This is a genomic window from Microcoleus sp. A2-C3, assembly GCF_036706065.1.
GTDB lineage: Bacteria > Cyanobacteriota > Cyanobacteriia > Cyanobacteriales > Microcoleaceae > Microcoleus.
Map to the genome: position 1 here is coordinate 72,441 of NZ_JAUBVX010000002.1, position 23,438 is coordinate 95,878.

Sequence of the window (23,438 nt, forward strand, 5' to 3'; positions counted from 1 at the left end):
TGAAAGCCTACGATCGCCCAAACAGTCTAAAATCTGCCGTTAGCGAAGCCCTCGAAGAGGATCGCCAAGACACAACTAACATCAGGAGTAAGTCATGTTCCAGACACCCCAAGAAGCCCTAAACTACATAAAAGAAAATAAAATCCTGATCGTTGACCTAAAATTCATCGATATGCCGGGGATCTGGCAACACCTTTCCCTGTACCACGACCAAATCGACGAAACCGCCTTCACAGACGGCGTACCCTTCGACGGTTCCAGCATTCGCGGCTGGAAAGCCATCAACGAATCAGACATGACAATGGTCATCGATCCTACCACCGCGTGGATTGACCCCTTCATGGCAGAACCCACCATCAGCTTCATTTGCAGCATCAAAGAACCCCGCACCGGCGAACCATACGGTCGCTGTCCCCGCACGATCGCCCAAAAAGCCATAGACTACTTAAATACCACCGGCATCGGCGATACAGCATTCTTTGGCCCGGAAGCAGAATTTTTCATTTTTGACGACGTTCGCTTCGACCAAACCCAAAATTCCGGGTACTATTACGTAGACTCGATCGAAGGTCGCTGGAATTCCGGCAAAGAAGAAGCAGGCGGCAACCTCGGTTACAAACCACGTTACAAAGAAGGTTATTTCCCAGTAGCACCAACCGATACCTCTCAAGACATGAGAACGGAAATGCTGCTGACAATGGCAAAATGCGGCGTACCAATCGAAAAGCACCACCACGAAGTCGCCACCGGCGGTCAATGCGAACTCGGTTTCCGCTTTGCAACATTAGTCCAAGCCGCTGACTACTTAATGACATACAAATACGTCATCAAAAACGTCGGCAAAAAATACGGCAAAACCATCACCTTCATGCCCAAACCGCTGTTTAACGACAACGGTTCCGGGATGCACGTTCACCAGTCGATTTGGCAAGACGGCAAACCGTTATTTGCAGGCGATCAATATGCAGGTTTCAGTCAAATGGGACTGCATTACATCGGCGGCATTCTCAAGCACGCGCCGGCACTTTTGGCACTCACCAACCCGACGACTAATTCCTACAAGCGTTTAGTTCCGGGCTTTGAAGCTCCTGTAAACTTAGCTTATTCTCAAGGAAATCGATCGGCATCAGTGCGGATTCCGTTGTCTGGTACCAACCCCAAAGCCAAGCGGTTAGAATTCCGCTGTCCCGATGCCACATCCAACCCCTATTTAGCCTTTGCAGCTATGCTGTGCGCCGGCCTAGATGGCATCAAGAATCAAATCGATCCGGGCGAACCTTTGGACGTGGATATCTACGACCTTTCCCCTGAAGAATTGAGCAAAATTCCTTCAACTCCCGCTTCCTTGGAAGCCGCTTTAGAAGCTTTAGAACAAGACCACGCTTTCTTAACAGAAACAGGCGTCTTTACCGAAGACTTCATCCAAACCTGGATTTCCTACAAACTCGACAACGAAGTCAACCCGATGCGGTTACGTCCTCATCCCTACGAGTTTGCTCTCTACTACGATTGTTAGGAAATTAAGCATTAAAAATGGCATAATTCCCATTTATAATTCTTAATTAAAAAGAACGCCGCCCTGAAAAGCGGCGTTTTTTTGGAGTTTATATCAATTATGAAAAATTGCCACATAGAAATTATAGGCGATAATTTGTAGGGAAACGGCACGATGGAATGTCCGGCGGGTAATCATACAAATGACAGATAATTTATATAGAATTAATAATTCTAGCAAGACTTTTCAGCAAGACTTTTCAAAGTGGTATCTTTGAGTCGCGGGTTGGCAGCGATATTTGGTGGGGGAATTGCATATATTGAGGAACCCTCCCTAAGACGGATGATTGAAATTGGTGCTCTGCGCATGACTTTAACCTCGCACCCAGAGCACCAATATCGTCATCTTGGTTTCTTGCCACTGAATCGAGTAAAATCCTAGGTTTCTCGTGGCTTTTACCAGATTTCTCCGGTATGATTGACAATGGTATAAGATGTCGGTTTAAGGCGAATACATAAACTATCAATTCTTAATCTATCGGAAGTCATAAATCTAGGCAGAGAACTTGTATATTAAGATACAAAATTGGCCAACCTGCGATCGGATAAGTTTAAAAAAGGCGACTTTTCTGAAATCACAGGGCAACAAAAACTCGTGAAACGAAGCTGTCCCGGAATCCCAAATTTTATCTGTTTTACCAAATAAATCCATAAAACTCGCTAGTTTTTAACCCGTACCTGCCAATTAAGAGTCATTTCACAAGAGCGATCGGTATTTTAACCGCTTTTGAACCAAGAGTGCAAGCTAGGCGCGCCCTGAGATCGAAGTCATCCTTCAGATAGAAGTAATAGCAGTAAAATTGAGTTAGATTTAGCAGCAATAGCAAGTTTAACAAAATTAACTTATCTCCAAGTTTCACTCCTGAAAAAAGCAGATAAGCGTGTTTTTACGCAGCTAAGCAGTTGCCTTGTTTGGTCTAATAAATGCGCCGCTTGTTCGCCAATAAAAATTCTCTGATTAATGCTTGCGACTTTCAGTAAGACACTGCCAAGCAAGATATCTTATTGACAATTTTTCATTACTAAATTTTCCTGGAAAAAATTTCATCAACCAATTATCGAGGCTAATTATGTCCCCGCCAGAAAGCTCAATAAACAATAATTATAGCAATAAAGGTCGAGCATGGGAGATCCGATTTACCTGGATAGATCCAGCAAAATCTCCCTCTCAATTCGCTCCCTCCCCAGCCAACTTATCAAAAGCTGCTGCTTTAGATGCACCGGATTTAGTTTGTTTGTCTCATTTGCGGTGGAATTTCGTCTATCAGCGTCCGCAACATCTCTTAGGCCGCTGTGCCAAAAATCGCCGCGTATTCTTTATAGAAGAACCTGTTTTCAACGCGGCAACTGATTGGTGGCTTGATGTCAGCATTCACGAAACCGGAGTCTGGGTAATAGTACCGCACCTGAGCGAAGGAATCAGCGAACAAACAGTGCAAACTGCTCAGCAAGCCATGCTCGATGATTTGTTTCAATCAGCAGAAATTAGCCAGTACATTCTCTGGTATTACACACCAATGGCTGTCAGTTTTACCAACCACTTAAAACCGCTAGCTGTAGTCTACGACTGCATGGATGAACTGTCAGCATTCCAAGGCGCACACCCGGATTTAAAAGCAAATGAAACCCAACTATTAAAGCGCGCCAACGTCGTATTTACAGGCGGACACAGCCTCTACGAAGCAAAGCAGCACCAGCACCCAAACATTCATGCTTTCCCTAGCAGCATCGAAAAAGAACACTTTGCCGCAGCTAGGAATTTTTCAGAAGCACCTGCGGATCAAAAAGACATTCCTCACCCGCGTTTGGGATTTTTTGGCGTCATAGACGAACGCATGGATATCGAACTGCTGGGCGGCATTGCGGAAGCGAGACCGGACTGGCATTTAGTCATCATTGGCCCGGTGGTGAAAATCGACCAGGCAACTCTACCAACTCACCCAAATATCCACTATCTCGGCGGCAAATCTTATCAAGAACTGCCAGCGTATCTTGGCGGGTGGGATATAGCAATGCTGCCTTTTGCGATTAACGAATCGACTAAATTTATTAGTCCGACGAAAACTCCCGAATACCTCGCTGCCGGCAAACCGGTGATTTCTACTCCGATCCGCGACGTGGTGCGGCCCTACGGAGAAAACGGCTTGGTTCGGATTGCGAGCAATGTTGAAGAATTCGTTGCTGCTGCTGAAGCAATCCTGGGCGAAAGTTCGGAAGTTCGCGCCAAGTGGCTGGGCGAAGTGGATGCCTTTTTAGCAGACAATTCTTGGGACAATACCTGGGGTGAAATGCTGGAATTGATCGAAAGTGCGATCGAAGGCAGAAAGGCAAAAGCAGATGACAGGCTAAAAGTTTTAAGTTAGAAATATCGAGGTTTAACACTCAACCATACTAGCTTACCAATTACCAATTACCGATTACAAATTACCGATTACAGATTACAAATTACCAAACAATAGAGGTACTTTAATGTTTGACTATTTAATTGTCGGAGCCGGATTTGCAGGTAGCGTCATTGCCGAAAGACTAGCAACTCAGGCGGGCAAAACAGTCTTGATAATTGATACCCGCAATCACATCGGTGGCAACGCCTACGACCACTACGACAACCACGGCATCCTCGTTCACAAATACGGCCCCCACATTTTTCACACTAATTCGCGCCCTGTTTTCGAGTACCTTTCGCAGTTCACCGATTGGCGGCCCTACGAACATCGCGTCCTCGCCAGCGTGGACGGTCAACTGTTGCCAATTCCGATCAATCTCAACACTGTAAATAAACTTTATGGGCTGAATCTGACATCATTTGAAGTCGAAGATTTCTTCGCGAAAGTAGCCGAACCAAAAGATTATATTCGCACTTCCGAAGATGTCGTTGTCAGCAAAGTCGGCCGCGAACTTTACGATAAATTCTTCCGCAACTATAGCCGCAAACAGTGGGGAATAGACCCGTCAGAACTTGACAAATCAGTGATTGCGCGCGTACCCACCCGCACTAACAGGGACGATCGCTATTTCACCGATACCTATCAAGCAATGCCCCTGCACGGCTACACTCGGATGTTTGAAAAGATGCTGTCTCACCCAAACATCAAGGTGATGCTGAATACCGACTACCGGGAGATTGAAGGTTTTATTCCTTACGGGGAAATGATTTATACCGGCCCTGTGGATTCCTATTTCAATTATTGCTATGGCAAACTGCCTTACCGTTCCTTAGAATTCAAGCACGAGACGCTGAACGTACCCGTACACCAAGCAGCACCCGTGGTAAATTACCCGAACGAGCATTTATATACTCGCTGCACGGAGTTTAAATACCTCACCGGACAGGAGCATCTCAAAACGAGCATTGTCTACGAATATCCCCAAGCTGAGGGAGACCCTTATTACCCGGTGCCTCGTCCGGAAAATGCCGAAATATACAAGAAATATAAGGCTTTGGCTGATGCCACTCCGGGAGTTTCTTTTGTGGGGAGGCTGGCGACTTACAGGTATTATAACATGGATCAAGTTGTCGCTCAAGCTTTGACAACTTATACTCAGATTACAGCCAAGCCGATGATTGAAATGGTGGGCAATCTTAACGCTTCTGCCTCTAATTTAAGCTCGTCGAACGCAGTTGCCGAACTCCCAGCCGCTGTTTCTCTAGAAGTCGTTGCTGTCAATGGCAACGGCAAATCTGCTAGCAAATAGCTGTAAGCTGTGATTTTGTAAGGGGGAAAAGTCTACGGCGATAGTTGAAAATGTAAGGTGCGCAGTGCGCACCCTACTTGGTTTCCCTCAAAATTTTTTTTAACAATTCAAACAAGGATTGAGGTAAAAATGAGCGTGATCGTGAAAATAATTTTGTCTCATGAGGTTTTGGAAAAATCTCAATTTTTTTATTTTCAAAAAGAAATAAAGCGCCTAATTGAAAGCGACGGCAAAATTCTGATGCTGGATTTCTCAAATATAAAATTCTTGAAAAATTCGGAGTTAATGGCTGTAGTGGCGATCGTGAAATTAGTTAGAGACAGCGCCTGTATACTTTTGATATCTGCTATGAGCGAACAAGTTAGAATGCTATTTGAACTCACGGGATTAGAACAGATATTTCAGTATTTGCCACATCCCGAAGAAGTTCCTCTCACAAGTGACCTAACTGAACCTTTAGGAGGTTTGCAAAGTGTTGCCAGCTAAAGGGAGAGGGGAGAGGGGGAGAGTTGGAGAGTGGGAGAGGGGGAGAGTTGGAGAGTGGGAGAGTGGGAGAGGGGGAGAGTGGGAGAGGGGGAGAGTGGGAAAAATCTTCCTTCCTTCTTCCTTCTTCCTTCTTCCTTCTTCCTTCTGACTAAGGACTAAGGACTAAGGACTAATGACTCATGACTAATGACTTCAGCATAAGCCTTCAGATGAGGCTGTTTTAAGGTGCAGAACTTTTGCAAATTAATCAGCAAAAAACTTGTGAAAGTCGGGGGAATTGTCGCTAACCTATAAATATAACTTTGGGTAGATGTGCCGATGAGTTGGTTAGGTAGAGAAGTAGAAAATTGCGATATTGAAGAGTCTTCCACTCTAGACAATAAGGTGACTGTTCAAGGGCGCAAAACAGGTTATCCGCGCCCGCAATTGCGCCGCAGCAACTGGATTTGTCTTAACGGTCAGTGGAGGTTTGCTTACGACGATGCGGGACGCTGTGTGCAGCCGATCGACATTACCGACTGGAGTCACACTATAGAAGTGCCATTTGCTCCCGAATCGGCAAAAAGCGGGATTGGTGACACGAATTTTCACGCCAACTGCTGGTACGATCGCGAATTTGACTTACCCCACACAGAAAGCAGAGTTCTCCTCCACTTCGGCGCCGTAGACTACCGCGCCCGCGTCTGGGTAAACGGTCACTTTGTCATCGAACACGAAGGCGGACACACTCCTTTCTCGGCAGACATTACAGCAGTTCTTAACCCCATCGGCCCGCAGCGGGTGACAGTCTGGGCCCAGGACGATCCGCAAGATTTGGCAAAACCGCGCGGCAAGCAAGATTGGCAAGTGCAACCGCACAGCATCTGGTATCCGCGCACGACCGGCATTTGGCAGACAGTCTGGGTAGAATTGGTGCCTCACACTTATATCGAGCGCATCCGCTGGACTCCGCAGTTTGAACGCTGGGAAATCGGTTTTGAAGCGTTTGTGGCGGGCGATCGCCAATCCGGGATTCAAATTAAAGTTAAACTGTCGATCGGCTGTTTGCTGCTGGTTAACGACACCTACGAAGTGATCAACGGCGAAATCCACCGCCGCATCGCCCTTTCAGATCCGGGGATCGACGACTACCGCAACGAACTGCTGTGGAGTCCCGAAAAACCGACATTAATTAACGCACAAGTGGAGTTGTGGGCGGACGGCAAACTGCTCGACGAAATTAAATCCTACACCGCGATGCGGACTGTCAGCATCCAGCGCGATCGCTTCATGCTGAACGGCCGCCCCTACTACCTGAGACTGGTGCTCGATCAAGGTTACTGGCCTGACACCCTGATGACTGCCCCCTCCGACGAAGCTTTGCGCCACGATGTCGAATTAGTCAAAGCAATGGGCTTCAACGGCGTTCGCAAACACCAAAAAATCGAAGATCCGCGCTTTTTGTACTGGGCCGACGTGCTGGGGCTGCTAGTTTGGGAAGAAATGCCCAGCGCCTACCGCTTTACTCGCAAAGCCGTTGACAGGCTGACGCGGGAATGGACGGAAGTGATCGATCGCGACTCCAGCCATCCCTGTATCGTAGTCTGGGTGCCCTTCAACGAATCTTGGGGAGTTCCCAATTTAGTCGAAGCGCCAGCCCACCGCCACTACGTCCAAGCGCTGTATTTCCTGACCAAAACCCTCGATCCGACTCGCCCGGTAATTAGCAACGACGGCTGGGAAAGCACAGATACCGATATCCTGGCGATTCACGACTACGACAACAACCCGCAAACTGTGGCCAAGCGCTACGGGCCCGAAGTCCAGTTAGCGGATTTGTTCAATCGCGGGCGTCCGGGAGGGCGAGTCCTCACCCTCGACGGCCACCCGCACCAAGGACAGCCGGTGATGCTGACCGAATTCGGCGGTATCGCTTGCGCTGGTCGCGAAAACCCCGATTTTCACAGGGTTTGGGGCTACGTGCGCGCGTCGGACACGCAGGAACTGCAAAGGCGCTATACGGCGCTGTTGCAGGTGGTAAACCGGGTGGAAATGTTTAGCGGATTTTGTTACACGCAGTTGACTGATACTTTCCAAGAAGCTAACGGTTTGCTTTATGCCGATCGCACTCCCAAATTTCCCATAGAGGCGATCGCGGCGGCAACTCTCGGCTGGGATATTCCCGAAGAAAGTTCGCTGTCGCAAGCTATTACTCAGTGCTAAATACACTACAAACCAAAATCTCGTTTGTAGTGAGGAATGCAAGTCCTTTTTTAGGAATATTTAAGGACTAAACTCCCTACTACGAACCTTAAAACCTCGCTGTCAACTGTCAACTGTCAACTGTCAACTGTCAACTGTCAACTGTTTAATGATGTTTCAAAGTTTTTTCATGGGCGGTTTTGAATGTTCCACACACAAATTGCGATCGGGAAAACGCCTCGATGTCACAGCCGCTACCGGCCACGATAAATTCGCAGTCGCCGACTACCAACGCTTGCAACAGCAAGGCATTTACACAGTCCGCGAAGGCCTCCGCTGGCACTTAATTGAACAGTCGCCGGAACAATACGATTTTTCCAGCGCCCTGCCAATAATTCGCGCCGCCCGCGATACAAAAATGCAGGTAATTTGGGATTTGTTTCACTACGGCTGGCCGGATGATATTGATATTTTTAGTCCCGAATTCGTGTCCAGATTTGCCAAGATGGTGCGCGCTTTTATGCAAGTGCTGACTGACGAAACCGACCAAATACCATTTGTGACACCTGTCAATGAAATTTCATTTATTGCCTGGGCTGGCGGCGATGTCGCGTACATCAATCCCTTTGCGGAGGGGCGGGGAGACGAGCTCAAAATTCAGTTAGTCAAAGCTGCGATCGCAGGGATAGAATCAGTTTGGGAAATCAATCCCCACAGCCGCATCGTTCAGATTGACCCGGTAATTAACATTATTGCCGATCCTGACAAACCGGAGGATAAAGACGCGGCGGAAGGTTATCGTTTATCTCAATATCAAGCATGGGATATGTTGGCGGGACGCTTTCGCCCCGAACTTGGCGGCCAGGAAAAATATCTCGATATTATTGGGGTGAATTATTACGATCGCAATCAGTGGATTCACAATCAAGATCCGATGAAATACACCGATCGGCTGTACCGCCCGTTTAGCGAGATGCTGCAAGAAGTGTTCGATCGCTACGGCCGCCCCTTATTTGTAGCAGAAACAGGCACTGAAGACGATTTTAGACCTGTCTGGTTTAATTATGTGTGCAATCAGGTAGCGGCGGCGCTGAAAGCAGGAGTTCCGGTAGAGGGAGTCTGTTTGTATCCGATCGTCAACCATCCGGGTTGGGACGACGACAGGCACTGTTACAATGGTTTGTGGGATTATTGCAATGAATTGGGCGATCGAGAAATTTATCAGCCTTTGGCGGATGAATTGCAGTATCAAAGACAGCAGATTGAACCGTTGCTCAAGTCAAAAAACTAACAGTTTTAAGACTGGCGTTCTAACTCTAATGTAGGGTGCGCACTGCGCACCTTATATGCTGGGACTAACAAATTATTATAAAAATGCTCGATCTTAAAAAAATTTTGAATTTTGAGTCTTAACATGAGGTTGTTATTTTATGGTAAAACGATCGCTCCAAGCATCCACTTCTGGAATTCAACGGGCGAAAGCAGCGTTTGCCATCAAGGGCTGGACTCAGGACAATCTAGCCGGAGAAGTCAACTTAAAGACTCGTCAGCCAATTGGGCGATTTTTTACAGGCCAACGGGTCGATCGCCAGAATTTTTTAGCCATTTGTACAATACTAGATTTAGATTGGCGAGACATTGCCGACCATCCGGCTGCGGAATTTCCAGAACCCGGAGACGCCGCCGAGACTGCCTCTGGGAATATTGACAGTTTAGTGCAAGTTGTGCGATCGCAATATCGCGACACAATTCAAAACCAATGCGGCATCTTGCAATTACTCGACATCAGCCGTCCAGTCAGCATTGATGACATCTACGTCGATGTCAACATTTTAGAAGAAATAGCCAGCCAACAGTGCTTTGAAATTGCCGACCTGCAAAACTTAGAGCCCGCCGAATTCGATCGCGTCGGCTTAGGCGCAGTTGACCAAAAACAAATACCAGGAATGCAAGCCGTCGAAACCTACTCCAAACTCAGAGTATTAGGTAAACCAGGAGTCGGCAAAACCACCTTTTTGAAACATCTTGCCATTCTGTGCAACCGGGGCAAATTTGCCGCCCATCAAGTGCCAGTTTTCATCGCCCTGAGAGATTTTGCCGAAGAATCCAGAGATGATGGCAACTTTAGCATCCTAAATTACATTCATCAGGCATTTCTCACATCAGGTATTCCCAATCCGTCTGTAATTGAAACTTTACTCAAAGCCGGTAGAGTTTTGCTGTTGCTAGATGGCATGGATGAAGTGCTCAACCAGGACATTACAGTAGTTCTGAAAGAGATGCGCAAATTCTCAGAAAAATATCACAAAAACCAGTTCGTCGGCACCTGCCGCACCGCCGCCCAAAAACTGCAACTGCAAGGCTTTACCGATGTGGAAATTGCCCCCTTAACCGAGGCTCAAATCACCACCTTCGCGGAAAAGTGGTTTGTAGAATTTGCCAAAAACAACTCTCAATCTGGGAAAGCACAGTCTATGCAGTTTATGCGGAAATTGGACTTGTCGGAAAACTGGCAGTTTCGCCAACTGGTAGTCACGCCACTGTTTCTGCATCTTGCTTGCTGGGTGTTTCACGGTCAAGACAAATTTCCGACTAAACGCACGGAGTTTTACAAGCAAGGACTGGATTTGCTGCTGGGGAAATGGGATGAAGCTAAAGGAGTCGAACGCGATGACGTGTACCGAGGGTTTTTATTACCTCAAAAACTCAGGTTGCTGAGTCAGTTGGCGGCAGTCACCTTTGAAGACGGACAGTATTTTTTTGAGCAACGGATCATCGAACAATACATTGGGGATTATTTGCGGAATTTGCCAGGTGCGACATTATTAGAACCAGAGGAACTCCAACTCGAAAGCGAAGCCATACTTAAATCAATCGAGGCTCAACATGGGTTACTTACAGAACGAGCGCGAGGAATTTTTTCGTTTTCCTATTTAGCATTTCAAGAATACTTCACGGCTCGAAAAATTGTTGCCAGTCACAATCTGGGAGGATTAGAGCAAGCGCTGTCCGGGTTGGTGAGTCACATAACTGACCCGCACTGGCGCGAAGTTTTCTTGTTAACAACTGCGATGTTGCGGAGTGCAGATTCGCTGGTGCAGTTGATGAAGCAGCAGATTGATGTATTAGTGGCTCAAGACCCTTATCTGCAAGAATTTTTGCTGTGGGCTAGTCAAAAATCGCAGATGATTCCCAAAGAGCCCAAAGTTGCCACTTCACGAGCGTTTTACTTGGCGCTTGCCCAAAGCCCTCATACAGCGGCTCACTTTGCGTTAGCGTGCACCCTGGATCAAGGGATGTTTTTAGATGCGGCCTTAGATAATTTGCTGCTGGAATGTGCGGTTAATCAAAGTCAGGATTTTGCTTGTGCCAATGCTTGCAGTGAGGCGCTCAACAATATTCTGGTGACGGTTCTGGATGCTGGATTTTATAAGTCTTTGCAACAATTGAGAGACGAATTGCCATCTGCGAGTCAAAACCGAGAATGGCTTGATGACTGGTGGCAGAAACACTATTCTGCTTGGATGGAAGAGTTGAGGGAGACGATCGCCCATTACCGCAATATTAACCATACTTGGGAGTTTAGTCCAGCTCAACAGCAAGTGCTGCAATCCTACTACAATGCCAATCAACTTCTGCTCGATTGTCTGCACAGCAATTGTGAAGTGACAGCCGCCATCCGACAGGAAATCGAAGCGACTTTATTGCTGCCTCAGCAGGAACTGGAAGCTAGGGAATGGCAATAAATTCTGAATTGATACATATTTATGTAAAGAATTATCAAGTATTCACTCAATTAATACAAATCAAACATCTGTTAATACTCGACTTGAAACGTCAAGTGCCTATAATTTTTATAAGATAACTCACTCTTAGCTCAATACGGTTCACTTAGGACTGCTCCCCCCTAGCCCCCCTTAAAAAGGGGGGACAAGAAAGTTCTCAAAGTCCCCCTTAAAAAGGGGAGGACAAGAAAGTTCTCAAAGTCCCCCTTCTTAAGGGGGATTTAGGGGGATCTCCGGGCAATAAACAGCGCTAACCCAAGCGTATTGATCTGTAAAAGCTTTGTGGAAAAAAACGGCACGTTAACTCGATCGACTCAGGATATGAGATGAACACTTTATTGACTAATGCAATCCCATTGTCAAGGAACTTAAAACCCGATCGCACCCAGCAGGTTTTAGACACACCAGCGATCGACGGCTGCATGAGCAGCCGTCATACTTGTCTGTGCTGTTCTACTGTTTTAGTCCGACATATGCGATCGGGAAGGATTTACTGGCGTTGTGGCTGTTGTCATACAGATATGCCCGCTTAGTCAACGCCGACAAGCAATCGTTTTCGGACTCAGCAATTTTAAATTAGAGGTACAAATGTCATTCGAGCTAATCAATTTAACATTGCCAACCGTACTGCGAGAAATTGGCGAAGTCTTAGATGACTACCCAGAACATCCCTATCACTCAGCTTTTGCGATTCATGAATTTCGGCAAAAGCTGATTGCTCACGTTCTGAGCCAACTTCCCAACCATTACGCGATCGCCGGAGAACCAGCACCGACGAGAAAAATCAGCGCTCCACATCGTTCTGCTTTAGCTGAGCGAATGTACCGAGAAACGGTGATTCGAGGGGGCATTCTGCACATTTTGAGAGAAAATGCCGATCGATTGAGTCATATTTTTCAGCAACAAAGCGCTTAGAGTTTACTGCTGATAGTGAAACTGGGAGCAGATATTTCGGAGTGTCATACCATTTCTAAAAATTTTGCTATGACAGAATTTTTGGGTGTGTTTACTCAACTATTTTGTCCGGTGCGTCGCTGTGAGATTGTCGATTTTTCTTTGGGATTTTCTTTCTTCGACGCACCGTACGGCTACTCATTTAGAAAATCTGACTTTTACCAAAATGTTTTTTCTTACGTTTGTTACGTAGTGAATCAACTCATTCAATTCATTCAAAAAACAACCCAACAGCTTGTCAGAATCAGAGTAAATACCAGAGTTTTTAATTCGGATCCGGCAAGCAGTCTTAACATTTAATAACGCAGATGATGAGCTTAAAAAATCGAGCCAAGGCAACCGCCAAAAATATTGAAGGTAAAGTTCAAGAAGGAGTGGGCGATTCCCTACGGGATAGCTACGCCGCGCGTACTAAAGATGGCAACACTCAAGCGATCGCCACGGCATATAGAGTCGAAGTCCTCGCCAAACTCTACCTAGAAAGCGCCCCGGCTGAAATTTCTGATACAACGATCGCCCAATTGTGCGATTGGCTGTGGAGTGAGTTTCAGAATACCCCGCTAAATATAGAATTCTCATGGTATGAGCGTTACAACAGTCCCGCAGAGATGTTTGCCGATATCCAGCAAAATCATCTGTGGGTATCTGCCGAAAATTACGACACAACCCTGGGTATTAATCCCATCTATAACTTCATCTTCCAGGCAGTGCACGACGATGACCACTACCGCACTGATAGCGATTTTAATCTGGAAGGCGAAATCGCGACTTACAATGCCACCGCCAAACGTGCACCAAGTCTAGAAATCCAAAAGATTATCTATTCCGAAAGTGTGTTGCGATCGGCGGCCAACCTTTTCCTGGGACATCCGCCGATCGCCAAAATTGTCTTTCCGTGAATTACAGATACTCAATCCACGAGTGTCCTTGTGCTTCACCTTAATCACCTCTCTACAATCAAGAGCCAATCCCATGACTGCAACCATAATCTCATCGAAAAATACCACAATTCATTGGGCGGATGTCATTGAGTATTCCCAGACTCAAGTCAAGAGCAAGATTCTGCTAGAAGATAGAAACTGCCGATATTCCCTGATGTCGATCGCGGTGGGAATGCACATCGCAGAACATTCTTCGAGTCGCAATGCCACAGTGAATGTGATTGAAGGACAAGGCGTGCTGACGCTGGAAGGCACAGAAATTGTCCTTCAATCGGGAGTGTTTGTTTTTGTACCTGCTACCGCACGCCATGCTATTAAAGCAGTGACAAACCTCGCCTTTTTATTAACACTCTCTGAACAGGTTGGTGACTCCAATCATTCTTCTTGAAATTGTCTGCCTTCATCTCCGTGAATCTGCCTTATATCTGTGGTTGATCTATCAATCAAAAATTTAGGTAATCTGGTATAATAAAATCAATTGAGTAAATCGTGAAAAGGAGAATAATGATGTTAGATATTGATGAAATGGGACAAAAAGAAATTCAGGAGTTTCTACAACAAGTAGGATACGGTCATCTTGGCTACATACACGAAGGAAAACCCTACGTGATGCCAATGCACTATTATTTCAAAGATTCTGATATCTACCTGTTTACAACCGAAGGTATGAAGACTCATGACATAAACGTGAATCCAGAAGTCTGCTTACAGGTAGAAGAAATTCACGATCCGCTGCATTGGCGCAGCGTGATTGTGAGTGGCAGAGCCGATCGCCTAACCGAGCAGCAAGACATCGATCTAGCGATGGAATTAGTCAAAGGGCAAAATCCCACACTTTCGCCTGCGATCAATCGAACTTGGATCGACTCTTGGGGACGTGCAGAGGTAATAGCAATCTACCGCATTTCTCACGGCGAGATGACCGGACGCACGACTGATGGACCAAGCAGTCATTAGCGCTCCTGATTAATCAATCCGTTCAATTTATTTAGGAAATAACCCAAACGAAACAGCCCTGCTTAAGAAGGAAGGGATAGGATATTCTTAAAATCCTCTTCTTAAGAGGGATGCGATAGGATATAGATTCGGTTATAAACAAGACATAACAAAGGTTTTTAGGTTTAAGTTAAAAAATATTAGTGAGATCAAGGAGAAAAAAAAGAATATGAGGAAATTTCTTTTAACATTATTGGTGGGAACGCTATCATGTATTTGTTTTTTGGCGATCGCACCAATGCCAGTCATAGCGGCTAGTTCAATGCCCCAAGCTCAATTGTCAGAAACCATCGATAATTTTTTGACTTCTCTTCCTCGCGATTATTACACGATTAAAAATACAGAAGCTCTCAAAAGTATTGTCAAAAATGATCATGCTTCATTAATTGATGTCAGACAACCTTCTGAATATACCTCCGGTCACATTCCAAGCGCTATTAATATACCCTTGGAAACTTTAATGGCAAATCTTGATAAAATTCCCAGAAATCACCCTGTAATTCTCTATTGCACAACTGGTTATAGAAGCGCAATGGGAGTTATGACTTTGCAAATGTTAGGATATGCTAACGTGAGGGGTTTTCCTCCTAGTATTCAAGGTTGGAAAGCGGCAGGAGAACCTTTAGAAAAGTAGGATGTAAGTATTTATGATACTCAACCTAATCCAGCATAACTAGCTAGGAAAAAGACGATTCACTCAGTTTTTTAAAGAGGGCAATATTTATGTTCGGACGTTTTGTTGGAAAAATAATTTCCCAGTTACTATTACTGGGAGCCTTGGTTTTAACTGTAGTTCTGGGGTTGGGAATATTTACTAATGCCCAGGCACTTGCAGAAATTACAGAACTGGAGGAAGCACCAAGCCAAATGGTTTACCAATCTCGGCAGAACCTCAAAGATCAGCATGGCAATAGCTGGCAGGCGATCGCTTTTAAAAGGATTTCTCCTAATGGCCAAATGACTTTTGAACTGCGTTTAGTAGGTTTCCCAGGTGTGGCAAAAATTGACCGTAGTAAACCCTTATTGTTGACTAATTCAATGGGTAAAACACTGAGTGCTAATGATACCTCCAGCCTTATTTTTACTGATTTGTCTGCTCCCGAATCTAATGTAGGTCAGTATGATATTCAGCCGTTGTTACCGGAGTTACAGCCAGAAAACCCCCTAAAGTTGACGCTATCAGCGATGGACGGTGAAGCGATTAATCTATCAGTTCCACCACTTTTTCTGCAAGAGTGGCAAACCATTTTTTCTTCAGGAAATTAGGTTCGGTTGATAAGTTGCTGGCAAAGTTGAAGTAGCCGTAGGGTGCGTCGCCGTTGACAATCCCTAAGTTTCACAAACAATCTCACAGATCCGCACCTGATCAACAGGGCCCAGATAGGGAGCATCTCACTGTAAAAAAATACTTTTTTTTACAGTGCGAGCGTCCAGATACAGCCCTCGGTTTCACTTCGCCCAACACTTTTTTTGTAGCAAGAATTTGTATAAATCATATTAAATAACAAATAATGAATTCACAACTTTCGATGTTTTGGAGCTTACCTGCCGATCGGGTGCTGGCTCAGGTGAAGTCTACAACCGCAGGTTTAAGCAGCCAGGATGCTAAACAACACCTGAGCGAATACGGCGCGAACAGCCTGAAACAGAAACAGCAATCGAACTCACTGACGCTGTTGCTCAACCAGTTCAAAAGTCCGATTATTTTGATTCTGATTTTTGCCGCTGTGCTGTCGATATTTCTGAAAGATGCGGCAGATGCGATCATTATTTTGGCGATCGTCCTAATTAGCGGCTTACTAGGATTTTGGCAAGAAAGGGGAGCGACAAATGCTGTTGAGAAACTACTGGCATTGGTGCAAGTAAAAGCCACGGTGTTGCGGGATGGTAAATCTCAAGAAATCCCCAATGAGGAAGTGGTTCCGGGTGACATTGTGTTGCTTAATGCTGGCGATAGTATTCCCGGTGACTGCCTGATTTTAGAGTCAAAAGATTTGTCGGTGAATGAAGCGGCGCTGACTGGAGAAACTTACCCGGCTGACAAACTCAGCGGCGTTTTGCCCGCTGAAACCGATTTGGGTAAGCGCACTAACATCCTTTATATGGGAACTAATGTTATTAGCGGTACTGGCAAAGCAGTGGTGGTGCATACCGGAAAGGAAACTGAGTTTGGTAAGGTATCGGAACGATTGAAACTTAGGCCGCCGGAAACCGAATTTGAACAGGGACTCAGCAAGTTTGGTTACTTTCTGATGGAGGTGACGCTGATTCTGGTTGTCCTAATCTTTGCCGCCAATGTTTACCTGAAACGCCCGGTTTTGGAATCATTTCTATTTTCCCTAGCGCTGGCGGTTGGCCTGACTCCTCAACTTCTGCCCGCCATTGTCAGCCTCAATTTGTCTCGCGGCGCTAAGCAAATGGCTAACAAGCAGGTGATTGTAAAGCGGTTGGCTGCGATCGAGAATTTTGGCAGTATGAACGTGTTTTGTACGGATAAGACGGGTACGCTGACGGAAGGGGAGGTGAAAATTCACTCGGCGGTTGATGTGGATGGCAAGGAGAGCGATCGGGTTTTGCTCTACGCTTATTTGAATGCTGCATCTGAATCGGGCTATGTCAATCCGATCGACCAAGCCATCCGCCAACACAAGACATTCGACATCTCTGGCTATCAAAAGCTCGATGAAGTTCCCTACGATTTCAACCGCAAACGCTTAAGCATCCTGTTTAAACAACAGAATACGCATCTAATTGTCACCAAAGGAGCGCTTAAGACGATTCTGGATGTCTGCTCAAAGGTAGAGACTGGTGACGGAATTGCGATCGACATTGCGCCGCAGCAGGACAAGATTCAACAACGCGCTGAAGAATTGGGCAGCAAAGGATTTCGAGTATTGGGAGTTGCTTACCGCAATTTCGATCGCGATTCCTTCAGCAAAGACGATGAAACGAACATGACATTTATGGGCTATCTGGCGCTGTTCGATCCGCCGAAACCAGGCATTGCTGACACCCTCAAAGATTTGGTAGCCCTGGGAATCACCCCTAAGATGATTACCGGCGATAGTCGGGCTGTGGCGATCAGTATCATTCAACAGGTAGGACTACCCGAACCAAAGGTTTTGACTGGTTCCCAACTGCAAAAACTCAGTGATGAAGCGCTACTGCACCGTGTTGGGGAAACAAATGTCTTTGCTGAAGTTGAGCCGAATCAAAAAGAGCGGATCATCATCGCGCTGAAAAAAGCGGGGAATGTGGTGGGCTATCTCGGAGACGGCATTAACGATGCCTCGGCGCTTCATGCTGCCGATGTGGGCATTTCCGTTGAAAGTGCGGTTGATGTGGCGAAGGAAGCAGCCGACATTGTGCTGATGGAAAAAGACTTAAATGTTTTGGTTGAGGGTGTGAAGGAAGGACGGGTGACGTTTGCTAATACGCTTAAATACGTGTTTATGGCAACGAGCGCTAATTTCGGCAATATGTTCAGCATGGCAGGTATTTCTCTGTTTTTACCGTTTTTGCCGCTACTGCCCAGTCAGATTTTACTCACAAATCTATTGACTGATTTCCCTGAAATGACGATCGCCACCGATCGCGTAGACAGGGAATTGGTAAACAAACCCCGCCGCATGGATATCAAGTTTATCCGCAAATTTATGTTGGTGTTTGGTTTACTCAGTTCAGTCTTTGATTATCTGACGTTTGCAGCATTGATATTTCTGCTGCACGCCAACCCCGCGCAATTTAGAACTGGTTGGTTTATGGAATCGGTGATTTCTGCATCCATTATTGTGCTGGTGATTCGGACGCGGCAGTCGATTCTCACAAGCAAGCCGGGAAAGTATTTGTTGATGTCAACGATCGCGATCGTCATGATCGCACTATTTCTTCCCTATACTCCGGTTGCAAGTTTACTAGGATTCCAATCCTTGCCGCTCGAATTCCTGTTGGTGCTGGCGGCAATTGTCGGACTTTACATTCTCTCGGCAGAAACTGTGAAACGAGTTTTCTATCAACACGTACAATAGACTTGGATTGCATATTTTTTTGATTGATAGATCGATCGCATATAAAAGGCATATCAACACAGATTAACCTGCATCACAGGGGATTTAAGCCCCCACCTTTAGGTGGATTGTTTTTAGGCAGGGGATTTAAGCCCCTGCCTAAAAACTTCGCACTCAACTGTCAACCGTCAACTGTCAACTGTCAACTGTTAACTGACTGCTGAGACACAATTTATGTCAACTAAACCTGAAAGATAGTAACAGTATACTGTTGGAGGATTCCCCTCGATAATTCTCTCTAATTTCCCTTAAAAATGGAGGGATTCGAGTATTTTTAAAGTCCACTTCTTTAGGAGGATACGAGGGGATTGGGACTCAGTTATAAAAGAGAGATATAACAACCACTAAGGTATTTATTACCTAATGTCTTTAATAAGCTGCAAGAAATAAATTTAGACAATATTTTGGGGATTTTTACTAAGTCTTTGTGTTTTATTTACCCTGGGGCAAAACTAAGTTTTGGCAGTGCCTTTCGCCAAAACTGGCGTGATTGCTCAAGAGAGTCCAGCAATCTCTGAAGTCGCTGTGAATCTGGAATCGGAGGTCGATCGCTTTCTCACGTCGCTTCCACCAGGCTATTTCACGATCGCCAATGTTGCAAGATTGAAAATCCGATTAAAAAATCCTCAAACCGTATTGGTAGATGTGCGAGAACCCTCTGAATATAAGTCGGGACATATCCCTAACGCGCTCCATTGTCCGTATCCTCAATCTCGGTTCACATAAGAACCTTTAAACCATGACACTCAAAATGCTTTCCCGCACACTTTCCCCGACATTACTTCATAACATTGATGCTTACTGGCGCGCCGCTAACTATTTGTCTGTTGGACAGATCTACCTCTACGACAACCCGCTGCTAAAGGAGCCGCTGAAACTTTCCCACGTCAAACCGCTAGTCGTCGGACACTGGGGTACAACACCGGGGCAGAACTTCATCTATGTGCATTTGAATCGGGTGATTAAGAAGTATGACTTGGATATGTTCTACATTGCCGGGCCCGGTCACGGTGGCCCTGCGATCGTAGGCAATGTTTACCTCGAAGGCACCTGGAGCGAGATTTATCCGAACATTACCCAGGATGAAGCGGGTCTGAAAAAACTGTTCCAACAATTCTCGTTTCCTGGCGGGATTTCCAGCCATGTAGCACCCACAACGCCAGGGTCAATTCACGAAGGCGGTGAACTGGGGTATTCCCTCAGCCATGCCTTCGGAGCAGCCTTCGATAATCCCGGTCTAATTGTTGCCTGCGTCATTGGCGATGGTGAAGCGGAGACGGGGCCTCTGGCGACCGCTTGGCAATCCAACAAGTTGCTCAACCCAATTACTGACGGTGCCGTGCTGCCGATCCTGCACTTGAATGGCTATAAGATTAACAACCCGACCGTCCTCGCTCGCATTGAGCCTGAAGAATTGGAGCAATTTCTCCGAGGCTGTGGCTGGACACCCTACTTTGTGGAAGGCGACGAGCCGGAAAAGATGCACGAACTGATGGCTAGCACGTTAGATCGCGCGATCGAGGATATCCGGCAAAATCAAAGCAATGCGCGAAACCAGAACAACGCAACTCGACCACGCTGGCCGGTGATCGTCCTCAAGTCTCCCAAGGGTTGGACGGGACCGAAAGTCGTCGATGGCTTGCAAATCGAGGGCACATCGCGATCGCATCAAGTGCCATTACTGGTGAATTCCGAGCATCCCGATCATGTCCAACTGCTAGAAAGCTGGATGAAAAGCTACAAAGCAGAAGAACTGTTCGACGAAAAAGGATGCCTCCTCCCAGAATTGGCAGAGTTGGCTCCGAAAGGCGATCGACGAATGGGCGCAAATCCTCACGCTAACGGTGGTTTGCTGCTGCGTGACCTGCATCTGCCAGACTTCCGCAACTACGCGGTGACAGTGCCAGCGCCTGGTGCTGTTGACGGTCAGGATACGCTCGTGCTCGGCAAGTTCTTGCGAGATGTAGCCAAGCTGAATCAGGAACAGCGGAATTTTCGCATCTTCGGGCCTGATGAAACGCTCTCGAATCTTTTGGGTGCAGTGTTTGAAGTTACGAATCGACAGTGGGACGCACGAGAACAACGCAATGATGAGTTTCTCGCGCCCGATGGACGGGTGCTGGACTCAATGCTGAGTGAGCATCAGTGCGAGGGTTGGTTAGAAGGCTATCTGCTGACCGGGCGGCACGGGCTATTCAATAGCTATGAAGCGTTCATTCGCATTGTGGATTCAATGTTTAGCCAGCACGCCAAATGGCTGAAGGTCACGTCAGAACTCCCCTGGAGACGACCGATCGCATCGCTCAACTATCTACTCGCCTCCCATGTCTGGCAACAGGATCACAACGGCTTCACGCACCAAGACCCCGGTTTTATCGACCATGTAATCAACAAGAAAGCCGATATCGTGCGGGTGTATCTGCCAGCCGATGGCAACTGTTTGCTGTCAGTCTTCGATCACTGCTTGCGGAGTCGTCATTACGTGAATGTGGTGGTAGCTGGTAAACACGCCCTGCCGCAATGGCTGACGATGGACGAAGCGGTTATCCATTGCACCGAAGGCATCGGGATTTGGCAATGGGCTAGCAATGACCAGGACTCTGAACCGGACGTAGTGATGGCTTGCTGTGGCGATACGCCGACGCTAGAGATTTTGGCGGCGGTTTCGATTCTGCGCGAACATCTCCCCGATCTGAAAATCCGGGTTGTTAATGTGGTCGATCTGATGAAGTTGCAGTCTGCCAGCGAACACCCCCACGGACTGAATGAAGCGGACTACGACTCGCTTTTTACAACAGACAAACACATCATCTTTGGCTTTCATGGCTACCCCTGGCTGGTACACCGACTAACCTACCGCCGTACCAATCACAACCTCCACGTCCGGGGCTACAAGGAAGAGGGCACGATCACGACACCCTTTGATATGCGGGTGCAAAATGACCTCGATCGCTTTCATCTCGTGCAAGACGCGATCGATCGTCTGCCACATTTGGGTGCTAAGGGAGCTTACCTGAAGCAGATGATGCAGGACAAGCTGATTGAGCACAAGCTGTACATTAACCAGCATGGCCAGGATCTGCCGGAAATCCGTGACTGGAAATGGAGTGCAGGTGCAACGTAGAAAGGGAAATTGCTGATGGAAAAAACGCCTGTACCTAATTGAAACGAGGCTGCATGAGTCCCAAATGCCCATTCAATTCAAAGAAGAAAACGGCGGGAAGATTCTGCTTGTTCACGCAAGCGGCAATCCGATACTTCGATCGCACCAACACTCGCTCTTGGCGCGGCAGTAGTTGGACGAACCACAGAAAGATGAAGAAGGCCAATCACCCTCACACTCTTAAGAGCACTATGCAAGTCCAAATCAGAACTGACCACAACATCGAAGGTCATGAGGCACTAGCCGATCGGATCAGTAGCGTCATCAAGGATGCTCTGAACCGAGTCAGCGATCGCATCACTTCCGTCGATGTTCACCTAAGTAATCAGAACAGCGATCGTCACGAAGATGGCAATGACAGTATGCGCTGCATGATCGAAGCCCGCCTCGAAGGACATCAACCCCTTGCAGTCACCGATCAAGCCGCCACACTTGACCAAGCCGTTGACGGTGCTACCGACAAACTGACCCACCTGATCGATCGCACTCTGGGACGGCTAGAGCATCAACAAAGTCACCGGACTGACCCACCTCTATCGTGAGCGTCCTAGTCCTGAATTAAGCCTACTCTTAGCATTACCAGCCTCGAATTATCCAGGCTTTCAGTGATTCAAAATGGCTTATTTCAGTGACACTCAGCTTTTTAGATGACTTGAATAAACAAAGGAGAATGATTAATGAGTACACAAGTAGGACTGTGGATTGACCATCGCAAGGCTGCGATCGTATCTTTGACCGAGAAAGGAGAAGAGACTAGCGAGATCCTCTCGGAAGTAGAAAAACAACTACGACGATCGGGCGATTCACCCATGAAAGGATCTTATGAAGCACAGAAGGTACCCGCCGACAATAGCCGTCAGCGGGCACGTACAGGAGAACTCAATACTTACTATGACGAGGTTATTTCTCATGTTCGCGATGCCGACTCGATTCTGATAATGGGGCCCGGTGCCGCCAAGAATGAACTGCAAAAGCGGATGGAAGAAAATCGGCTTGGTGCCAAGGTGGTCGGGGTTGAAACGGTTGATAATCTGACCGAACCTCAGCTCGTAGCCAAGGTTCGACAGCACTTTAACGCATAGCTTGCAGGAAAGCCGAGTTAAGTAGTTGTGCAAAATTAATTACACAGGATTTCGCCTGAAACCCTTACAAGCATAAAGAGTCTTTATGTAATTAATTTTGTTCGGTTACTTAGGCGCACAAAGGAGTCCCAAATGCCCATTCAATTCAAAGAAGAAAATGGCGGAAAACTGCTCGTTGTTCACGTTAACGGAAAGCTAATTAAGGCAGATTACGAGCACTTTGTGCCCGAGTTCGATCGCCTCATCCAGAAGCATGGAAAGTTGCGCCTGTTATTCGATATGACCGACTTCCACGGCTGGGAAGCCAGTGCCATGTGGGAAGACCTCAAATTCGGCATTCAACACTTCGCCGACATCGAGCGGCTGGCGATGGTTGGGGTAACCAAATGGCAGCAAGGTATGGCAACGTTCTGCAAGCCGTTTACAAAAGCGACGATCCACTACTTCGATCGCACCAACTCGCTCTTGGCGCGGCAGTGGTTGGACGAAGCATAGCGACGGGAAATCCGCAACTGGAGATGGAGTAAATCCCA

Annotated in this window: 20 protein-coding genes; all 20 read left to right on the forward strand. The window is 46.8% G+C overall.

Features of this window, described 5'->3' with window-relative positions:
• The first annotated feature begins 94 nt into the window (after positions 1–94).
• The 20 genes from glnA (at position 95) to QUB66_RS01795 (ending at position 23,400) form a co-directional block, all read left to right on the forward strand.
• Positions 95–1,516: a type I glutamate--ammonia ligase gene (gene glnA, locus QUB66_RS01700; protein ID WP_265239941.1), complete on the forward strand. Its 1,422-nt coding sequence runs from the start codon at positions 95–97 to the stop codon at positions 1,514–1,516.
• Between the two features lie 1,108 nt (positions 1,517–2,624).
• Complete coding sequence (locus QUB66_RS01705) at positions 2,625–3,917, forward strand: glycosyltransferase family 1 protein (RefSeq protein WP_332967847.1); 1,293 nt, start codon at positions 2,625–2,627, stop codon at positions 3,915–3,917.
• Between the two features lie 106 nt (positions 3,918–4,023).
• The gene (gene glf / locus QUB66_RS01710; protein WP_265239939.1) at positions 4,024–5,250 is read left to right on the forward strand and encodes a UDP-galactopyranose mutase; all 1,227 of its coding nucleotides are present in this window, start codon (positions 4,024–4,026) and stop codon (positions 5,248–5,250) included.
• Between the two features lie 129 nt (positions 5,251–5,379).
• Positions 5,380–5,736 carry an STAS domain-containing protein gene (locus QUB66_RS01715; protein WP_332967846.1) on the forward strand — a complete coding sequence of 119 codons (357 nt, stop codon included), beginning with the start codon at positions 5,380–5,382 and terminating at the stop codon, positions 5,734–5,736.
• Between the two features lie 318 nt (positions 5,737–6,054).
• Positions 6,055–7,938 carry a glycoside hydrolase family 2 protein gene (locus QUB66_RS01720; protein ID WP_265239937.1) on the forward strand — a complete coding sequence of 628 codons (1,884 nt, stop codon included), beginning with the start codon at positions 6,055–6,057 and terminating at the stop codon, positions 7,936–7,938.
• A gap of 148 nt (positions 7,939–8,086) precedes the next feature.
• Positions 8,087–9,208, forward strand: a complete 1,122-nt coding sequence (locus QUB66_RS01725; protein WP_332967845.1) for a beta-glucosidase — start codon at positions 8,087–8,089, stop codon at positions 9,206–9,208.
• A gap of 139 nt (positions 9,209–9,347) precedes the next feature.
• On the forward strand, positions 9,348–11,663 hold the full coding sequence (locus tag QUB66_RS01730; RefSeq protein ID WP_332967843.1) for an NACHT domain-containing protein: 2,316 nt from the start codon (positions 9,348–9,350) through the stop codon (positions 11,661–11,663).
• Between the two features lie 365 nt (positions 11,664–12,028).
• Positions 12,029–12,235 carry a hypothetical protein gene (locus QUB66_RS01735; RefSeq protein WP_265239934.1) on the forward strand — a complete coding sequence of 69 codons (207 nt, stop codon included), beginning with the start codon at positions 12,029–12,031 and terminating at the stop codon, positions 12,233–12,235.
• A 55-nt stretch (positions 12,236–12,290) separates the two neighbouring features.
• The gene (locus QUB66_RS01740; protein ID WP_332967842.1) at positions 12,291–12,617 is read left to right on the forward strand and encodes a hypothetical protein; all 327 of its coding nucleotides are present in this window, start codon (positions 12,291–12,293) and stop codon (positions 12,615–12,617) included.
• A gap of 347 nt (positions 12,618–12,964) precedes the next feature.
• A complete protein-coding gene (locus QUB66_RS01745; RefSeq protein ID WP_332967841.1) occupies positions 12,965–13,555 on the forward strand; it encodes a transposase in 591 nt (196 codons plus the stop codon).
• Positions 13,556–13,628: 73 nt separating this feature from the next.
• Entirely contained in the window at positions 13,629–13,985 is a 357-nt protein-coding gene (locus QUB66_RS01750; RefSeq protein WP_265239931.1) for a cupin domain-containing protein, read from the forward strand.
• Between the two features lie 116 nt (positions 13,986–14,101).
• Positions 14,102–14,554, forward strand: coding sequence for a pyridoxamine 5'-phosphate oxidase family protein (locus QUB66_RS01755; protein WP_265239930.1), 453 nt, complete (start codon positions 14,102–14,104; stop codon positions 14,552–14,554).
• Between the two features lie 208 nt (positions 14,555–14,762).
• On the forward strand, positions 14,763–15,227 hold the full coding sequence (locus QUB66_RS01760; protein WP_332967839.1) for a rhodanese-like domain-containing protein: 465 nt from the start codon (positions 14,763–14,765) through the stop codon (positions 15,225–15,227).
• An 89-nt stretch (positions 15,228–15,316) separates the two neighbouring features.
• Entirely contained in the window at positions 15,317–15,859 is a 543-nt protein-coding gene (locus QUB66_RS01765; protein WP_265239928.1) for a DUF3122 domain-containing protein, read from the forward strand.
• A gap of 245 nt (positions 15,860–16,104) precedes the next feature.
• Positions 16,105–18,621 (forward strand): magnesium-translocating P-type ATPase, encoded by a 2,517-nt coding sequence (mgtA, locus tag QUB66_RS01770; RefSeq protein ID WP_332967836.1) that lies wholly within the window; start codon positions 16,105–16,107, stop codon positions 18,619–18,621.
• Positions 18,622–19,125: 504 nt separating this feature from the next.
• Entirely contained in the window at positions 19,126–19,386 is a 261-nt protein-coding gene (locus QUB66_RS01775; protein ID WP_265239977.1) for a rhodanese-like domain-containing protein, read from the forward strand.
• A 13-nt stretch (positions 19,387–19,399) separates the two neighbouring features.
• Positions 19,400–21,784, forward strand: a complete 2,385-nt coding sequence (locus QUB66_RS01780; RefSeq protein ID WP_332967835.1) for a phosphoketolase family protein — start codon at positions 19,400–19,402, stop codon at positions 21,782–21,784.
• Positions 21,785–21,891: 107 nt separating this feature from the next.
• Positions 21,892–22,365 (forward strand): HPF/RaiA family ribosome-associated protein, encoded by a 474-nt coding sequence (locus tag QUB66_RS01785; protein ID WP_332967834.1) that lies wholly within the window; start codon positions 21,892–21,894, stop codon positions 22,363–22,365.
• Between the two features lie 135 nt (positions 22,366–22,500).
• Entirely contained in the window at positions 22,501–22,905 is a 405-nt protein-coding gene (locus QUB66_RS01790; RefSeq protein WP_332967832.1) for a hypothetical protein, read from the forward strand.
• Between the two features lie 132 nt (positions 22,906–23,037).
• Positions 23,038–23,400 carry an STAS/SEC14 domain-containing protein gene (locus QUB66_RS01795; protein WP_332967830.1) on the forward strand — a complete coding sequence of 121 codons (363 nt, stop codon included), beginning with the start codon at positions 23,038–23,040 and terminating at the stop codon, positions 23,398–23,400.
• The last annotated feature ends 38 nt before the right edge of the window (positions 23,401–23,438 follow it).